Genomic DNA, 17,207 nt, shown 5'->3' on the forward strand with positions numbered 1-17,207 from the left:
GGCGTCCACCTCTCCGAGGAATTCCAACTCCACCCCGAACAGTCCACCGACGCCATCGTCATCCACCACCCCGAAGCCAAGTACTTCAACGCACGATAAGAAGTGCGCCGAGGCGCGCGCTGATCGGACGAGACGTATACTTGTCGGTCCACCGCAGGCCGGTTCCCTTTCGGGAACCGGCCTGATCGTCCCTCAAGGAGGTGCGCCCGGATGACCAGTACGGTCCCAGCGCCAAACACCCGTACGGCCGAAGGCTCAGCACTGCAGGCCGTTCTCCTCGACATGGACGGAACCCTGGTGGACACCGAGGGTTTCTGGTGGGACGTCGAGGTCGAGGTCTTCGCCCGTCTCGGTCACACCCTCGACGACTCCTGGCGGCATGTCGTGGTCGGCGGCCCCATGACCCGCAGTGCGGGATTCCTGATCGAGGCCACCGGCGCCGACATCCCTCTCGCGGAGCTCAGCGTGCTGCTGAACCAGGGCTTCGAGAAGCGCATCGACCGTGCCCTGCCGCTGATGCCGGGGGCGGCCCGGCTGCTCGCCGAACTCGCCGCGCACGAGATCCCCACGGCCCTGGTCTCCGCCTCGCACCGGCGCATCATCGACCGGGTACTGTCCTCGCTCGGCCCGCAGTACTTCGCCCTGACGGTCGCCGGTGACGAGGTGGGGCGTACCAAGCCGTATCCCGACCCGTATCTGTTCGCCGCCGCCGGACTCGGCGTGGACCCGGCCAGATGCGCGGTGGTCGAGGACACCTCCACCGGTGTGGCGGCTGCGGAGGCCGCGGGATGCCATGTGGTGGCGGTGCCGTCCGTGGCGCCCATCGCCCCGGCCGCCGGGCGCACCGTCGTGACCTCGCTGGAAGAGGTCGACCTGGCATTTCTCCGCGGCCTGATGACGGAAATGCGCTAGGGCGTTCACCCAGCGTGCCGTGTCGATTGGGCGCGAATTACCCAAGGGGAATTCGACCGTGCAGGATGGCTGAATTCCGGCTTGGCGGCAGACTGTTGTGTATGTGACGTTCCCCACTCGCGCAGGGGTCGACAGGGTATTGAGAGGTGTGGTCCCGCCTCCCTTGTGGTGGGTCGAGGCGTGCCCTTGTGTCCCGATTCATGAAACCCTGCACTAATCCTTCCACCCTCGGGTTTTCGGACTGTCCGCAGCCGGTTTCGCTGCGTGATGGGGTCTCAACTCCGGTGACCGCGAACCTTCGTGCGGGTCCGGACTAATCTCCTAGCGAGAACATCGCCCTTACCCCGTGATCCGCTGCGACACCCCTGCATGCCGGGTACACGGACTCGACAGCTCTGGAGAAACTCGAGCATGAACCGCAAGACTTTGGTGCTGCCGGCCGTGATCGGTCTGCTCGCGCCGGTGCTCGCCGCATGCGGGGGGTCCGGCAGCGGGAGCGACAGTGACGGTGCGATCGTCGTCGGTACCACGGACCGGTTCACGGCATCGAAGGACGCCCCCGCGCCCGTCGACCCGGCGTACGCCTACGACGTCGGCACCTGGAACATCCTGCGCCAGACCGTGCAGACGCTGATGATCCAGCCCAAGGGCGATGGCGAACCGGTGCCGGAGGCCGCCCAGAGCTGCGGCTTCACCGACTCGGGCAACGAGCGATACGCCTGCAAGCTCCGCGACGACCTCAAGTTCGCCGACGGTGACGCCGTCACGGCCGAGGACGTGAAGTTCTCCATCGACCGCGCCCGGGCCATCAAGGCCGACAGCGAGGTGTTCGCCCTGCTGTCCACCATCGACACCGTCGAGGCGAAGGGCGACAACGAAGTCATCTTCCACCTGAAGACCGCCGACGCCACCTTCCCGTTCAAGCTGTCGACCCCCGTCGCCGGCATCGTCAACCCCGACGACTACGAGAAGGACAAGCTGCGCGACGGCTTCGACGTGGACGGCTCGGGCCCGTACACGATGAGCGCCAAGGTCGAGAACGACGAGCTCGTCGAGGCCGTGTTCACCAAGAACCCCCATTACGAGGGGACGCTCAAGGTGAACAACGAGAAGGTCAGCATGCGCTCCTTCGAGGACGCCGACGCCATGGGTGCCGCGCTCAAGAAGGGCAGCATCGAGGTGATGACCCGCACCATGTCGCCGGAGCAGATCGACAAGCTCACCAACACCTCGGGCAGCGACATCGACGTCGTGGAGACGGCCGGTCTGGAGATCCGCTACCTCGGCTTCGACACCGATGCCCCGTCGGTGAAGTCCAGGGCGGTCCGCCAGGCGATGGCGCAGCTCATCAACCGCAGCGAGCTCGTCTCCAAGGTCTACGGCTCCCAGGCCGATCCGCTGTTCTCGATGGTCCCGGCCAGCATCACGGGTCACTCCAACGCGTTCTTCAACATGTACGGCGACCCGAACACCACCAAGGCCAAGTCCCTGCTGACCGCGGCCAACATCACCACCCCGGTGAAGCTGACCCTGCACTACACGACCGACCACTACGGTCCGGCCACCAAGCAGGAGTTCGAGGTGCTGCAGAAGCAGCTCAACGACAGCGGCCTGTTCGACGTCGGCATCGAGGGCACTCCGTGGGCGACCTTCCGTCCCGCCGAGAAGAAGGGCGCGTACGACGTCTACGGCATGGGCTGGTTCCCCGACTTCCCGGACGCCGACAACTACCTCGCGCCGTTCCTGGACAAGGACAACACCATCGGCTCGCCGTATGTGAACAGCGAGATCCGCAACACCCTGATCCCGGAGTCCCGCAAGGAGGCGGACCGTATCGCCGCCGCCACCAGCCTGACGGACATTCAGGACATCGTCGCCCGCGACGTCCCCGTACTGCCGCTGTGGCAGGGCAAGCAGTACGTGGCCGCCCGCGACGACGTCACGGGAACCGCGTACGTGCTCAACTCCTCCTCGACGCTCCAGCTGTGGGAGCTCGGCCGTGGTGTGAGCAGCTGACACCGCCCCGCCCGGCCCGGGCCCGGGAGGACGGCCCGGGGCACCGACATCGACGACAAGGCACCCCCACGTGAATGTGCGCAACCAGTGGCCGGTCCTGCCCCTCGTGGCGGGACTGGCCTCCGGCCTGTTGACCGGCTGCGGAACGGAGTCCGGCGGCTCCGGGGACAGCGGCTCCTCGGTGGTGATGGGGATGTCCGACGACGTCCTGGCCACCGACCCCGCCTCCGGCTACGACCCCGGGTCCTGGCTGTTGTTCAACAACGTCTTCCAGTCGCTGCTGAGCTTCCCCAAGGGCGCCACCGAACCCCAGCCCGAGGCCGCCGAGAACTGCTCCTTCACGGACACCCGGACCCAGGTCTACGAGTGCACCCTGAAGGACGGCCTCAAGTTCAGCAACGGTGACTCGCTGACCTCGGAGGACGTCAAGTTCTCCTTCGACCGGATACTGAAGATCAACGACGACGCCGGTCCCGCGATCATGTTCCCCATGCTGGACAAGGTCCAGACACCGGACGCGAAGACCGTGGTCTTCCGCCTCAACACGCCGGACGCCACCTTCCCCAGCAAGATCGCCTCGGGTGCGGGCTCCATCGTCGACCACACCCAGTACGACGCGGACGGGCTGCGCGAGGACGGCGAAGCGGTCGGCTCCGGTCCCTACCGGCTGGACTCCTTCGGCGAGGACGAGGCCGTCTTCTCCGTCAACGAGAACTACCAGGGCACCGCCGACGTCCAGAACACCGGCGTCAGCCTGAGGTTCTTCCACGGCGACCAGTCCGCGCTCAAGGCCGCCCTGCTCGACAACAAGGTCGACATCGCCTACCGAGGCCTGTCCGCGGACGCCATCGCCGACATCGAGCAGGCCGACGACAGCTCCGGCGTCGAGATAGTCGAGGGCAGCAGCGCCGAGGTCCAGCACCTGGTCTTCAACATGAACGACCCGGTCACCGGGCAGCTCGGCGTCCGCAAGGCCATCGCCCACCTGCTGGACCGCGACGCCCTCATCAACGACGTCTACCAGGGCACGGCCACCCCGCTGTACTCGATCGTCCCGGCGGGCATCTCCGGCCACAACACGGCCTACTTCGACACCTACGGCGCCCGCCCCTCCAAGGCCAAGGCCGCCGCCGCGCTCCAGGCCGACGGCATCACCGACAAGGTCGCACTGACCCTCTGGTCGACCCCGTCCCGCTACGGCCCCGCCACCGACGACGAGCTGAGGGCCATCGCCGAACAGCTCAACGCCAGCGGCCTGTTCGACGCCGACGTGAAGTCCGTGGCGTTCGGCCAGTACGAGCGGGACATCGAAGACGGCAAGTACGGCGTCTACGTCAAGGGCTGGGTGCCCGACTACCCGGACGCCGACAACTTCACGGCCCCCTTCTTCGGTGAGGGCAACGTGCTGGGCAACAACTACACCAACGACACGATCACCGGCACGCTCATCCCGCGGACCGCCGCCCAGAGCGACCGCGGCGCGACCGACGACGCCTACGGCAAGCTCCAGGACATCGTCGCCGACGAACTCCCGATCCTGCCCGTCTGGCAGGCCAAGCAGTACGCCGTCACCCGCGACGACGTCTACGGCCTGGAGTACTGCCTCGACGCCTCGACCGTCTTCCGGTTCTGGGAGCTCAGCAAGGGCTGAGCGACCGCCGTACGACAGGGAGGGCGCCCCCGCCCATCAGCGGGGGGCGCCCTCCCTGTCGTGGAACCCAGCTATTGCGCGCCGGGACGCACCAGCCCGCTCTCGTAGGCGTACACCGCCGCCTGCACCCGGTCGCGCAGCCCCAGCTTGGTGAGGACGTGACCGACATGCGTCTTGACGGTGGTCTCGCTGACGAAGAGGTCGGCGGCGATCTCCGCGTTGGACAGCCCGCGCGCCACCAGCTTCAGTACCTCCACCTCGCGCTCGGTGAGGGTGTGCAGGGTGTCCGGCACCGGCTCGTCGCCGGACGGCAGATGCGTGGCGTACTTGTCGAGGAGCCGGCGGGTGATGCTCGGCGCGAGCATCGCCTCACCCGCGGCCACCACCCGGATCGCCTGGACCAGTTCGTCGGCCGGGGCGTCCTTGAGCAGGAACCCGCTGGCCCCCGCGCGCAGCGCCTCCACCACGTACTCGTCGAGGTCGAACGTGGTCAGCACCAGCACCTTGGCCGGGCCGTCCCGGCCGGGACCGGTGATCTGCCGGGTCGCCTCGACACCGTCCATCCGTGGCATACGGATGTCCATCAACACCACGTCGGGCTGCAGGGCCCGTACCTGATCGAGCGCCTGCAGGCCGTCTCCGGCCTCGCCGACGACCGCGAGGTCCTGTTCTGCCTCCAGGATCATTCGGAAGCCGGTGCGCAGCAACGGCTGGTCGTCGACCAGTAGGACGCGGATGGCCACGTAAGTCTCCTTCGCTAGTCCGGCCCCATTCTGCCCTGCGTCACGTCCCCGGACTCGGGCGCCCTCACCGGCAGCGGATAGGGCGGAGGAGTTCCGCCGAACTCCGGGCAGTGGGCCTGGTGGTCGCACCAGCCGCACAGCTTGGTGGGGCGGGGCCGCCAGTCGCCCGTCTCCGTGGCCTCGCGGATCGCCTCCCACAGCGCGTGCAGCTTGCGCTCGACGCGCTCCAGGTCGGCGAGGACCGGGTCGTAGGTCAGGACGTCACCGCTGCCGAGGTAGACGAGCTGGAGCCGACGCGGGACGACGTTCTTCAGCCGCCACACCACCAGGGCGTAGAACTTCATCTGGAACAGGGCACCCTCGGCGTACTGGGGCCGGGGCGCCTTGCCGGTCTTGTAGTCGACGATCCGCACCTCGCCGGCGGGCGTCACGTCCACCCGGTCGATGATCCCGCGCAGCTTCAGCCCGGAGTCCAGCCGGGCCTCGATGAACAGCTCGCGCTCCGCCGGCTCCAGCCGCGTCGGGTCCTCCAGCGTGAACCAGCGCTCCACCAGCCGCTCCGCGTCGCCGAGCCAGGTCGCCAGCCGCTCGCCCTCGGGATCGTCGGCGAACAGCTCGACGACCTCGGGCCGGGTCTCCCTGAGCCGGTCCCACTGGCCGGGAATGAGCGACTTGGCGTGCGGCGCGGTCCGCTCCGCCGCCGGGGCGTCGAACAGCCGCTCAAGGACCGAGTGCACCAGCGTGCCCCTGGTCGCCGCCTCGCTCGGCTTCTCGGGAAGCCGGTCGATCACCCGGAACCGGTACAGCAGCGGGCACTGCATGAAGTCACTGGCGCGGGAGGGAGACAGGGAGGCGGGCGCTATGGCGGTGGACCCGGCGGCGGCCGGCCCGGCCGCCGCGGGTGTCGGTTCGGCGCCGTCCACCGCCGCTGCCGGTGTCGTCGGCTCGGTCGTGACCAGCGGGTCCACCTCTGTGGTGGGGCCGCCGGTGGCCTCCGTGACGCCCTCGGTGCTCGTCTCCATGCCCACAGACCTTACGGCCCGCCACCGACAGTGACCCAGCCACTGTCGCGGCCGGTGCGACGGCGGCGGAAACACGGGGGGTGCCCGGGGCGGAACGCGTCGCGACCGCCGCATACCATCGACCCGAGACCCTCCCGTCCGGCAGGCGCGGGAGACGCTGCGAACGAGGGGACACCGTGGACGAGAGCGGCGGTAGCGGACAGCCGCGGCCCGGCAACGACGAGTCGGCCGAGCACCACGCAGCACCTGCGACCCCGACCCCCGACCCCACCCCGAAGGCCCCGGACACCGACGGGACCCCGCCGCCCGACGAACCGACCATGGTCGTACGCCGGTCGGACCTTCCCCGCGAGGACTCGGATCCCTCCCGTGGCGACTCGGGTCTTCCCCGCGGCGACAGCGACCGCACCGGGAGCGACACCACGGGCGAGGGCGGCCCGGAACACAAGCGGCCCGAGGACACGGACCGCGCAGGTTCCGACGCCGGGAACCACGACGCCCCCGACCAAGAGCGGCACGCCCCCGCGGGCGACCGCACCCTCACCCGCACCCGTATCGCCAAGGGCCGTCCGCCCCGGCGTCCCAAGGGGCCCGGCGGCGGGCTGCTGATGGGGCGGCCGTTCGGGGTGCCGGTGTATGTCGCGCCCAGCTGGTTCCTCGTCGCCGCCCTGATCACCTGGGTGTTCGGCGGCCAGCTCGACCGCGTGCTGCCGGAACTCGGTGCCGCCCGCTACCTGGTCTCCCTCTTCTTCGCGGTCGCCTTCTACGCCTCCGTCCTCATCCACGAACTGGCCCACACGGTCGTGGCCCTCCGCTTCAAGCTGCCCGTCCGCCGTATCCAGCTGCAGTTCTTCGGCGGGGTCTCCGAGATCGAGAAGGAGGCCGAGACCCCCGGCCGGGAGTTCTGGCTGGCCTTCGTCGGCCCGCTGCTCTCCCTCGTGCTGTCCGGGGTCTTCTACCTCGCCCTGCTGCCCGTCGAGCCCGGCACCGTCCCCGGCGTCCTGCTGGCCGGCCTGATGATCTCCAACCTGATCGTCGCCGCCTTCAACCTCCTGCCCGGCCTGCCCCTGGACGGCGGCCGGATGCTCCGCGCGGTCGTCTGGAAGATCACCGGCAAGCCGATGAGCGGCACGATCGCCGCCGCCTGGGTCGGCCGCGCGCTCGCCGTCGCCGTCCTGATCGGCCTGCCGCTGCTCACCCAGTCCGGGGCGCTCGGTTCCAACGCCGAGGACAACGTCGGCATGGACACCGTCATGGACGCCCTGCTCGCCGCGATCCTCGCCGCGATCATCTGGACCGGCGCGGGCAACAGCCTGCGCATGGCCCGGCTGCGCGAGCATCTGCCCGAGCTGCGTGCCCGCAACCTCACCCGCCGCGCGGTCCCCGTGGAGACGAACACCCCGCTCTCCGAAGCCCTGCGGCGCGCCAACGCGGCCGGCGCCCGCGCCCTGGTCGTCGTCGACGCCGACGGCCATCCCCTCTCCCTCGTCCGCGAGGCCGCCATCGTGGGCGTACCGGAACACCGTCGCCCCTGGGTCGCCGTCAGCGGCCTCGCCCAGGACCTCACGGACGGCATGCGGGTCTCCGCGGAGCTGGCCGGCGAGGACCTGCTGGACGCCCTGCGGGCCGCCCCGGCCACCGAGTACCTGGTCGTCGAGGAGACCGGCGAGATCTTCGGCGTGCTGTCGGCGGCCGACGTGGAGCGCGCCTTCGTGAAGGCCATGGCCAGGCCGTCCTAGTGGTCGGCGGCCCCGACAAACGCCGGTAGGCTGGTCACATGTCCGAACCGACCGGTGCCGCCCGCAGGCGCGGGCCCTTCAAGGTCGGGGACCAGGTTCAGCTGACCGACCCCAAGGGCCGCCACTACACGTTCACGCTCGAGGCCGGGAAGAATTTCCACACCCACAAGGGTTCCTTCCCGCACGACGAGCTGATCGGTGCTCCCGAGGGCAGCGTTGTCCGCACCACCGGAAACGTCGCCTACCTCGCGCTGCGCCCCCTGCTCCCCGACTACGTCCTGTCCATGCCCCGCGGCGCCGCCGTGGTCTACCCCAAGGACGCGGGGCAGATCCTCGCCTTCGCCGACATCTTCCCCGGCGCACGCGTCGTGGAAGCGGGCGTGGGCTCCGGCTCGCTCAGCAGTTTCCTGCTGCGTGCCATCGGCGACCAGGGCATGCTGCACTCCTACGAGCGCCGCGAGGACTTCGCCGAGATCGCCCAGGCGAACGTCGAGCGCTACTTCGGCGGCCCGCACCCCGCCTGGCAGCTCACCGTCGGCGACCTCCAGGACAACCTGAGCGACACCGAGGTCGACCGTGTCGTCCTTGACATGCTCGCCCCCTGGGAGTGCCTGGAGGCCGTCTCCAAGGCGCTCGTCCCCGGCGGCATCGTCTGCTGCTACGTGGCGACCACCACCCAGCTCGCCCGGACCGTGGAGTCCATCCGCGAGATCGGCTGCTTCAACGAGCCGAGCGCCTGGGAGTCGATGGTCCGCAACTGGCACATCGAGGGCCTGGCCGTCCGCCCGGACCACCGGATGATCGGCCACACCGGCTTCCTGCTCACCGCCCGCCGCCTCGCCGACGGCGTCGAGCCTCCCATGCGCCGTCGCCGCCCCTCCAAGGGCGCCTACGGCGAGGACTACACCGGCCCCAACGCCGACGGCGGCGCCGGCCGCTGAGCCGGCCCCGTGCCACCACCAACGCGCAGGCGCCGTGGCCGAGTTCCCGCAGATCCGGGGAGTTCGGCCACGGCGTCTCTCTGTCGACGCGGCGCCAGAACCCGCCGTACCGAAGGCCCACGAGAGGCCACCCCACCGTTCCGCCGTCCTGTGCCGTGTGGCACCATGCAGGCCACCCCCACCGGCACAGCCCACGGGAGACACTCCTAGTGCAGCAATCCGCCGTCCCGGAACTGGCACACACCCATACCCGTCCGATCCACTGGGTCGCCACCGCGACGGCGGTCGCCGGAGTCGTGGCGCTCTCCTCGGTCCTGCAGCCCGGCCCGGCGACGGCGGCGCAGGCGACCGGCCCGGAGACCAAGGGCGCCCCGGCCGTCACCGCGCCCCCCGATCCCACGGGGGTCGACTTCCCGATCGAGTGCGGTCCGGTGAGGGAACTCGTGCAGAAGAGGGTCTCCGGAGACCTCGACGGCGACGGCAGGCCGGAAACCGTGGTCGTGGTGCACTGCGACGCGGCGATGGGCACCCCGCCCGACGGTGTGTACGTCCTCACCCGGTCCGCGGACGGCGGCGGGCCCCGGGTCGTCGCCACCCTGATCGACCCCAAGGACCGTCTCACCGTGACCGACTTCGCACTGCGGGACGGAGCCGTCCTCGCGACGCTCCTCGGCTACTCGACCCCCGATGTGCCCAGTTGCTGTCCGGACGTCAAGGACAGCGCGAAGTGGGCGTGGAAGAACGGCGCGTTCGTCCGCTCGACACCCGCCGGCTCACAGACCGTCTGAAACCCGCGCCACCGGCGCGGGTGAGGAACGGACAGCCGTAGCAGCGGGTGACGGGTCGGTCACCCGGCGTCGGGCCCGTAGACCTCGATCTTGTCCGAAACCCGACGGACATGGATGCAGTCGCCCGGACATTCCTTCGCGGAGTCCACCACATCGGTGAGAAGCGGCAGCGGTACGGGTGTTGTGGCGCCCTTGTCCTGAAGCAGTTCGTCGCCGGGACTCTTCACATAGGCCAGGCCGTCGATGTCCAGTTCGAAGACCTCGGGCGCGTACTGGGCACAGATGCCGTCGCCGGTACAGAGGTCCTGGTCGATCCAGACCTCGAGGTCCTCGCTGTCGGCCCCGGCCTCCTGCTGCACGCTCATGTCTCCTGCCGTTTCGATCGCCGTTTCAACGCCGTGCCTTTTGGGAATCCGGCCAGCTCTGACGGGTGTTGAACACTTCGACCCTACCTCCGGCGGCTTTCCAATCATGTTCGGTGGGTATTCCCCTGACGTGAGGGAGAGCGCAAGGGTGAAGATCGGACACACCCCGACAGTCTTTGTGATCTAGGGGTTTCAATCGACACCCACCCAGGTAGGGTCTGGAAGCGTCCAGCTCCCCTTGGAGGAGGTGAGGACCGTGGCAGCCCACGACGACGACATGAACCGCGGCATCCGCCCGGGACGAGGGTCCGAGGACCCCGTCGGGCAGATTGCCTACCTTGAGCAGGAGATCGCCGTCCTGCGGCGCAAGCTCGCCGACTCTCCGCGACACACGAGGATTCTCGAAGAGCGGATCGTCGAGCTGCAGACCAATCTGGCCGGCGTGTCCGCCCAGAACGAGCGACTCGCCAACACACTCCGTGAGGCACGAGACCAGATCGTGGCCCTCAAGGAGGAAGTCGACCGGCTCGCGCAGCCGCCGGCCGGATTCGGTGTCTTCCTTCAAGCGAACGAGGACGGCACCTCCGACATCTTCACCGGCGGTCGCAAACTCCGCGTGAACGTCAGCCCCAGCGTTGACGTCGAGGTACTCAGGCGCGGCCAGGAAGTGATGCTCAACGAAGCTCTCAACGTGGTCGAGGCCATGGAGTACGAGAGCATCGGCGACATCGTCACCCTCAAGGAGATCCTGGAGGACGGCGAGCGCGCCCTTGTGGTGGGGCACACCGACGAGGAGCGGGTGGTGCGGCTCGCCGAGCCGCTGCTGGACGTGAACATCCGCCCCGGCGACGCCCTGCTGCTCGAACCCCGCTCCGGCTACGTCTACGAGATCGTGCCCAAGAGCGAGGTCGAGGAACTCGTCCTGGAAGAGGTCCCGGACATCGGCTACGAGCAGATCGGCGGTCTGGGCGGCCAGATCGAGATGATCCGCGACGCGGTCGAGCTCCCGTACCTCTACCCCGACCTGTTCAAGGAGCACGAACTGCGGCCGCCCAAGGGCGTCCTGCTGTACGGGCCTCCTGGATGCGGCAAGACGCTCATCGCCAAGGCCGTCGCCAACTCGTTGGCGAAGAAGGTCGCGGAGGTGACCGGACAGGCCACCGGCAAGAGCTTCTTCCTCAACATCAAGGGCCCCGAGCTCCTGAACAAGTACGTCGGTGAGACCGAGCGGCAGATCCGCCTGGTCTTCCAGCGTGCCCGGGAGAAGGCCAGCGAGGGCACCCCCGTCATCGTCTTCTTCGACGAGATGGAGTCCCTCTTCCGTACCCGTGGCTCCGGTGTCAGCTCGGACGTGGAGAACACCATCGTCCCGCAGCTGCTCGCCGAGATCGACGGTGTGGAGGGCCTGCAGAACGTGGTCGTGATCGGTGCCTCCAACCGTGAGGACATGATCGACCCGGCCATCCTGCGCCCCGGCCGACTCGATGTGAAGATCAAGATCGAGCGTCCGGACGCCGAGGCGGCCAAGGACATCTTCCAGAAGTACCTGACCGAGCGCCTCCCGCTGCACCCCGAGGACGTGGGGGAGCACGGCGGCGACAAGGTGACCACGGTCCAGAGCATGATCCAGACGGCCGTGGAACACATGTACACCGAATCCGAGGAGAACCGCTTCCTGGAGGTCACCTACGCCAACGGTGACAAGGAAGTCCTCTACTTCAAGGACTTCAACTCCGGCGCCATGATCGAGAACATCGTGGGCCGGGCCAAGAAGATGGCCATCAAGGACTTCCTGGACCACAAGCAGAAGGGCATTCGCGTCTCCCACCTCCTCCAGGCCTGCGTGGACGAGTTCAAGGAGAACGAGGACCTGCCGAACACCACCAACCCGGACGACTGGGCTCGCATCTCCGGCAAGAAGGGCGAGCGGATCGTGTACATCCGTACGCTCATCACCGGCAAGCAGGGTGCGGACACCGGACGCTCCATCGACACGGTGGCGAACACTGGTCAGTACCTGTAAAAAACAGGGCGGCTGCGGGTGCCCTCACCGGGTACCCGCAGCCGACTGTTTTCCAGGCGAGACCGGAGCAAGGCAATGACGCAAATGATCTCCCCACCAGCGCAGTGGCGCTCTAGGCTCTTCGGTACCGCCGAGTCGCGCAGTGCGGGGACGGGCACCGCACACGCACCGGAGCGCCAGCGGTACTTGAGCGGCGTCCCCGACCGAGGACGCCGCCGGGCAAGGAGGGCCGCATGACCGTACGGCGAGTAATGGGTATCGAGACGGAGTACGGGATCTCCGTCCCCGGTCACCCCAACGCCAATGCCATGCTCACCTCGTCCCAGATCGTCAACGCCTACGCGGCGGCGATGCACCGGGCCCGGCGGGCCCGCTGGGACTTCGAGGAGGAGAACCCGCTGCGGGACGCGCGAGGCTTCGACCTCGCCCGCGAGTCCGCCGACTCCACCCAGCTCACCGACGAGGACATCGGCCTCGCCAACGTGATCCTCACCAACGGCGCTCGGCTCTACGTGGACCACGCACACCCCGAGTACAGCGCCCCCGAGGTCACCAACCCGCGCGACGCCGTCCTCTGGGACAAGGCCGGCGAGCGCATCATGGCGGAGGCGGCGGAGCGGGCGGCCCAGCTCCCCGGCGCCCAGCCGATCCACCTCTACAAGAACAACACCGACAACAAGGGCGCGTCCTACGGCACGCACGAGAACTACCTGATGAAGCGGGAGACCCCCTTCTCGGACATCGTGCGCCACCTGACACCGTTCTTCGTCTCCCGCCAGGTCGTCACCGGAGCCGGCCGCGTGGGCATCGGCCAGGACGGGCACGAGCACGGCTTCCAGCTCAGCCAGCGGGCCGACTACTTCGAGGTCGAGGTGGGCCTGGAGACCACCCTCAAGCGCCCGATCATCAACACCCGCGACGAACCGCACGCCGACGCCGAGAAGTACCGGCGCCTGCATGTGATCATCGGCGACGCGAACCTGTCGGAGATCTCGACCTATCTGAAGCTGGGCACGACGGCGCTCGTCCTGTCCATGATCGAGGACGGCTTCATCGCCGTCGACCTGGCGGTGGACCAGCCCGTCCGCACCCTCCACCAGGTCTCCCACGACCCGACGCTCAAGCGTCTGGTCACGCTCCGCAGCGGCCGTACGCTCACCGCGGTCCAGCTGCAGATGGAGTACTTCGAGCTGTCGCGCAAGTACGTCGAGGAGCGGTACGGGGCGGACGTCGACGACCAGACCAAGGACGTCCTGGCCCGCTGGGAGGACACGCTCAACCGGCTGGAGAACGATCCGATGAGCCTGGCCGGCGAGCTGGACTGGGTCGCCAAGCGGGAGCTCATGGAGGGCTACCGGCGCCGTGACAGCCTCGACTGGGACGCGGCGCGGCTGCACCTGGTCGACCTCCAGTACGCCGACGTACGGCCCGACAAGGGCCTCTACAACCGGCTGGTGGCCCGTGGCCGGATGAAGCGCCTGCTGGACGAGGACGAGGTCGAGCGGGCCCGTACGAAGCCGCCGGAGGACACCCGGGCGTACTTCCGCGGTCGCTGCCTGGAGCAGTACGCCGACGACGTCGCGGCGGCCTCCTGGGACTCCGTGATCTTCGATCTGCCGGGCCGGGACTCGCTCCAGCGTGTTCCAACCCTCGAACCGCTTCGCGGAACGCGAAATCACGTCAAGGAGCTCCTGGACCGCTGTCGGACGGCGGAAGACCTGGTCAGGGTGCTGTCGGGCGGCTGAGGGGGTACTCGGGACCGACTCGGTCCCCCAGGGTGGAATCCCCGCCGTCCGGGAATCATCGAGGTGGTCCCCGGACGTTGTGGGAACTGCGGGGCCGATGTCGGACCCTGCTTGTAGGGTCTGATCAAGAACGTCGAACCGAGCGGGGTGAGGGTTATGGCGACCAAGGACACCGGCGGCGGACAGCAGAAGGCGACGCGCAGCACCGAGGAGGTCGAGGAGGCGCCCGAGGCGCAGGCATCCGAAGACCTCAAGGAGCGCCAGGAGAAGCTGAGCGACGACGTGGACTCCGTCCTGGACGAGATCGACGACGTCCTGGAGGAGAACGCCGAGGACTTCGTCCGCTCCTTCGTGCAAAAGGGCGGTCAGTAACGCCCGTTGTCCGTCCCGGAGTCGGCCTGTGTTCAGCAGGTCGGCGCCGGGACGGATGACCGGCGTCGGCACGGGTATGGTCCGTGCACGGATTTGATGATCGGCTCGGCCGTTCCGGGCGGGCCGCCGCCTTACGTGGAAGGAATCGCGTGGAAGCCAACCCTCGTAGCACCGGGCGTCTGCCGGCTGCCTTCCTGACGCCCGGCTCGGCCTCGTTCATGGACTTCCTGTCCGGGCATCAGCCGGAGATGCTCCCGGGCAACCGGCAGCTCCCGCCCACCCAGGGCGTGATCGAGGCGCCGCACGGCACCACGATCGTGGCCGTGACGTTCCCCGGCGGTGTCGTGCTCGCCGGTGACCGCCGCGCCACGATGGGCAACGTCATCGCACAGCGCGACATCGAGAAGGTCTTCCCGGCCGACGAGTACTCCGCGGTCGGCATCGCCGGCACCGCCGGTCTCGCCGTCGAGATGGTCAAGCTCTTCCAGCTGGAACTGGAGCACTTCGAGAAGGTCGAGGGCGCGCAGCTCTCCCTGGAGGGCAAGGCGAACCGCCTGTCGACCATGATCCGGTCCAACCTCGGCATGGCCATGCAGGGCCTCGCCGTGGTCCCGCTCTTCGCCGGGTTCGACGTGGACCGGGCCAAGGGCCGCATCTTCTCCTACGACGTCACCGGCGGCCGTTCCGAGGAGCACAACTTCGCGGCCACCGGCTCCGGCTCGGTCTTCGCCCGCGGAGCCATGAAGAAGCTCTTCCACAGCGACCTGACCGAGGCCGAGGCCACCACCCTCGTGGTGCAGGCCCTGTACGACGCGGCCGACGACGACTCGGCGACCGGTGGTCCCGATGTCGCCCGCCGGATCTACCCGATCGTCACCGTGATCACCGAGGACGGCTTCCGCCGCCTCACCGAGGACGAGTCCTCCGAGATCGCCCGCGCGATCCTGGAGCGGCGCCTGGAGCAGCCCGACGGCCCGCGCGCCGCGCTGCTCTAGCCCGCGGTCCGTTTTCCTACCCAGGTGATCCAGTGACTTCGACAGAAAGGGACGGATAACCGGTGTCGACGCCGTTCTATGTCTCACCCCAGCAGGCCATGGCCGACCGGGCGGAGTACGCCCGCAAGGGCATCGCCCGTGGCCGCAGCCTGGTCGTGCTGCAGTACGCCGACGGCATCGTGTTCGTCGGCGAGAACCCGTCCCGCGCGCTGCACAAGTTCAGCGAGATCTACGACCGCATCGGCTTCGCGGCCGCCGGCAAGTACAACGAGTACGAGAACCTCCGCATCGGCGGCGTCCGTTACGCCGACCTCCGGGGTTACACCTACGACCGTGACGACGTGACCGCCCGCGGTCTCGCCAACGTCTACGCCCAGACACTGGGCACCATCTTCTCCAGCGCGGCCGAGAAGCCGTACGAGGTGGAGCTGGTCGTCGCCGAGGTCGGGGAGACCCCCGAGGGCGACCAGATCTACCGGCTGCCGCACGACGGTTCGATCGTGGACGAGCACGGCTCGGTCGCGGTCGGCGGCAACGCCGAGCAGATCAGCACCTACCTCGACCAGCGTCACCAGGACGGCATGAGCCTCTCCGAGGCCCTCAAGCTCGCCGTCCAGGCCCTGTCCCGCGACACCAACGGGAGCGAGCGGGAGATCCCCGCGGAGCGCCTGGAGGTCGCGGTGCTGGACCGCACCCGTCCGCAGCAGCGCAAGTTCAAGCGCATCGTCGGCCGCCAGCTCGGCCGGCTGCTGGAGACCGGCGGGGCGACCACCGAGGCGGAGAGCGCCGACGAGGCCGAAGAGAAGTAGCCCGACCCGTTCCCGCTGTGCCCCGGCCGATCCCTCGGCCGGGGCACAGCCGCTTCAGGAGGCGCGCGGCGGGGCCGTGGAGCCCCGTACGACCAGCTCGACGGGAATGTCCCCCGCCTCGGGCGTACGGCCCTCCAGGACCGCCAGCAGGGCCCGCATCCCGCGCTCGCCGAACAGCTCCGCGTCCAGGCGTACGGTCGTCAGCTCCGGGTCGATGGCCGTGGCCAGGGCGAGGTCGTCCAGCCCGGTGACGGACACGTCGTCGGGAACGCGCAGGCCGCTGCGGCGCAGCGCCTTGTAGGCGCCGGCGGCGAGCTTGTCGTCGTCGCAGACCAGTGCCGTCGGCCGTGGACCGGGGGCGGACAGGGCTGCCTCGGCGGCGGCCACCGCGCCCTCGATGGAGATCGGGGCGCGGGCCGTGCGGACCGAGGTGCCGGGCACCGCGCCGACCCGGGTGGCCAGCTCCCGCGCGCGCACCTCGAAGGTCCACGACGGCACGTCCGCCGCCAGGTGGAGGAAACGCCGGTGCCCGAGCCCCAGCAGATGCTCGGCGACCTGTCGGATCCCGTCGACGATGTCCAGGTTGACCGTGGCCGCGCCGAGGTTCCCGGACGGGTCGCTGTCCAGCATCACCAGGGGCAGCTGGTCGCCGCGGATCGCGGAGAGGGCGTCGGCGGCCATGGAGGAGGCGATCACGCCGTCCAGGGCGGCCTGCGCGGAGGCGAAGGGGTCCCGGGCGGGGCCGATGCCCTCGGGGGAGGGGTACAGGACCACGCCGAAGCCGTGTGCGGCGGCGACCCGGGCCGCGCCCGTGTAGACGCCCGCGAAGAACTCGGTGGTCAGCGCGGGTACCACCAGGAGCACCGTGCGGGTGCGGCCCAGGCGCAGGTTGCGGGCCGCCAGGTTGGGCCGGTAGCCCAGGTCCCGTGCGGCCTGCCGGACCCGCTCGGCCGTCGTCTCCGCCACCCGGCCGCGCCACTTGTCGCCGAGGACCAGGGAGACCGCGGCCTGGGAGACGCCGGCGGCCTGGGCGACGTCACGGCTCGTGGGGCGGGTGCTGCCTCGTGCCACCGGCTGCCTGCTCCT

The 17,207-nt window shown here is 69.2% G+C and carries 15 protein-coding genes; 11 read left to right on the forward strand and 4 right to left on the reverse strand.

What is annotated here, in order from left to right; all coding sequences use genetic code 11:
- Nucleotides 1–210: 210 nt before the first annotated feature.
- From ACZ5VD_RS28355 to ACZ5VD_RS28365, 3 genes are all read left to right on the forward strand, one after another.
- On the forward strand, nucleotides 211–912 hold the full coding sequence (locus ACZ5VD_RS28355) for an HAD family hydrolase (RefSeq protein WP_468552356.1): 702 nt from the start codon (nucleotides 211–213) through the stop codon (nucleotides 910–912).
- A gap of 411 nt (nucleotides 913–1,323) precedes the next feature.
- The gene (locus ACZ5VD_RS28360) at nucleotides 1,324–2,928 is read left to right on the forward strand and encodes an ABC transporter substrate-binding protein (RefSeq protein ID WP_468552355.1); all 1,605 of its coding nucleotides are present in this window, start codon (nucleotides 1,324–1,326) and stop codon (nucleotides 2,926–2,928) included.
- A 70-nt stretch (nucleotides 2,929–2,998) separates the two neighbouring features.
- Nucleotides 2,999–4,579 carry an ABC transporter substrate-binding protein gene (locus ACZ5VD_RS28365; RefSeq protein WP_468683715.1) on the forward strand — a complete coding sequence of 527 codons (1,581 nt, stop codon included), beginning with the start codon at nucleotides 2,999–3,001 and terminating at the stop codon, nucleotides 4,577–4,579.
- Between the two features lie 71 nt (nucleotides 4,580–4,650).
- Here ACZ5VD_RS28365 and ACZ5VD_RS28370 read toward each other — a convergent pair whose 3' ends face one another.
- Both ACZ5VD_RS28370 and ACZ5VD_RS28375 read right to left on the reverse strand, forming a co-directional pair.
- On the reverse strand, nucleotides 4,651–5,322 hold the full coding sequence (locus tag ACZ5VD_RS28370; protein ID WP_086728460.1) for a response regulator: 672 nt from the start codon (nucleotides 5,320–5,322) through the stop codon (nucleotides 4,651–4,653).
- A gap of 14 nt (nucleotides 5,323–5,336) precedes the next feature.
- Nucleotides 5,337–6,344 carry a RecB family exonuclease gene (locus ACZ5VD_RS28375; protein WP_468552353.1) on the reverse strand — a complete coding sequence of 336 codons (1,008 nt, stop codon included), beginning with the start codon at nucleotides 6,342–6,344 and terminating at the stop codon, nucleotides 5,337–5,339.
- Between the two features lie 176 nt (nucleotides 6,345–6,520).
- On the opposite strand from ACZ5VD_RS28375, the gene ACZ5VD_RS28380 reads away from it, so the two are divergent.
- The 3 genes from ACZ5VD_RS28380 (at nucleotide 6,521) to ACZ5VD_RS28390 (ending at nucleotide 9,812) form a co-directional block, all read left to right on the forward strand.
- Nucleotides 6,521–8,083: a site-2 protease family protein gene (locus ACZ5VD_RS28380; RefSeq protein WP_468552352.1), complete on the forward strand. Its 1,563-nt coding sequence runs from the start codon at nucleotides 6,521–6,523 to the stop codon at nucleotides 8,081–8,083.
- 38 nt (nucleotides 8,084–8,121) lie between these two features.
- Nucleotides 8,122–9,024, forward strand: coding sequence for a tRNA (adenine-N1)-methyltransferase (locus ACZ5VD_RS28385; RefSeq protein WP_468552351.1), 903 nt, complete (start codon nucleotides 8,122–8,124; stop codon nucleotides 9,022–9,024).
- A 209-nt stretch (nucleotides 9,025–9,233) separates the two neighbouring features.
- Nucleotides 9,234–9,812 (forward strand): hypothetical protein, encoded by a 579-nt coding sequence (locus ACZ5VD_RS28390; protein ID WP_468552350.1) that lies wholly within the window; start codon nucleotides 9,234–9,236, stop codon nucleotides 9,810–9,812.
- A gap of 59 nt (nucleotides 9,813–9,871) precedes the next feature.
- On the opposite strand, the gene ACZ5VD_RS28395 is transcribed toward ACZ5VD_RS28390, so the two are convergent.
- Entirely contained in the window at nucleotides 9,872–10,177 is a 306-nt protein-coding gene (locus ACZ5VD_RS28395) for a ferredoxin (protein WP_468683716.1), read from the reverse strand.
- 256 nt (nucleotides 10,178–10,433) lie between these two features.
- Between ACZ5VD_RS28395 and arc the strand changes: the two genes are divergently transcribed.
- From arc to prcA, 5 genes are all read left to right on the forward strand, one after another.
- Entirely contained in the window at nucleotides 10,434–12,200 is a 1,767-nt protein-coding gene (gene arc, locus ACZ5VD_RS28400; protein WP_468552348.1) for a proteasome ATPase, read from the forward strand.
- A 233-nt stretch (nucleotides 12,201–12,433) separates the two neighbouring features.
- A complete protein-coding gene (gene dop, locus ACZ5VD_RS28405; RefSeq protein ID WP_468552347.1) occupies nucleotides 12,434–13,945 on the forward strand; it encodes a depupylase/deamidase Dop in 1,512 nt (503 codons plus the stop codon).
- Nucleotides 13,946–14,101: 156 nt separating this feature from the next.
- Complete coding sequence (locus ACZ5VD_RS28410) at nucleotides 14,102–14,317, forward strand: ubiquitin-like protein Pup (RefSeq protein ID WP_030606474.1); 216 nt, start codon at nucleotides 14,102–14,104, stop codon at nucleotides 14,315–14,317.
- A gap of 149 nt (nucleotides 14,318–14,466) precedes the next feature.
- Entirely contained in the window at nucleotides 14,467–15,312 is an 846-nt protein-coding gene (gene prcB / locus ACZ5VD_RS28415; protein ID WP_468552346.1) for a proteasome subunit beta, read from the forward strand.
- A gap of 62 nt (nucleotides 15,313–15,374) precedes the next feature.
- The gene (prcA, locus tag ACZ5VD_RS28420) at nucleotides 15,375–16,121 is read left to right on the forward strand and encodes a proteasome subunit alpha (protein ID WP_468552345.1); all 747 of its coding nucleotides are present in this window, start codon (nucleotides 15,375–15,377) and stop codon (nucleotides 16,119–16,121) included.
- A 54-nt stretch (nucleotides 16,122–16,175) separates the two neighbouring features.
- Here prcA and ACZ5VD_RS28425 read toward each other — a convergent pair whose 3' ends face one another.
- Entirely contained in the window at nucleotides 16,176–17,192 is a 1,017-nt protein-coding gene (locus ACZ5VD_RS28425) for a LacI family DNA-binding transcriptional regulator (protein WP_468552344.1), read from the reverse strand.
- Nucleotides 17,193–17,207: the final 15 nt, after the last annotated feature.

The organism is Streptomyces sp. NPDC032822, from assembly GCF_055578825.1.